This window comes from Tritonibacter sp. SIMBA_163, from assembly GCF_046535935.1.
Taxonomy (GTDB): Bacteria; Pseudomonadota; Alphaproteobacteria; order Rhodobacterales; family Rhodobacteraceae; genus Epibacterium; species Epibacterium scottomollicae.
Map to the genome: position 1 here is coordinate 1 of NZ_JAWJBP010001374.1, position 234 is coordinate 234.

The window sequence follows — 234 nt, forward strand, 5'->3', positions numbered from 1 at the left end:
GTCGCTTTACTTGGCGTCGGTGGACTTGAAATCAATAACTCGACCACTTCTATTATGAGTATTTTATTATTTGCGGCTGTGATTGATTATTCATTATTTGTTTTTTCTCGCTATCGTGAAGAGTTGAATCATGATGAAAATCAATATGAAGCGATGAAAGTGGCAATGCGTGCAACGGCAAAACCCGTATTATTTGCAGGAGGTACAGTATTCGCGGCAATGATCATTTTATTT

1 protein-coding gene is annotated in these 234 nt (G+C 37.6%); it reads left to right on the top strand.

What is annotated here, in order from left to right; translation table 11 throughout:
- The coding region (locus tag R0J92_RS26780; protein ID WP_411053916.1) for an MMPL family transporter at positions 1–234 on the top strand (234 nt) is incomplete at both ends.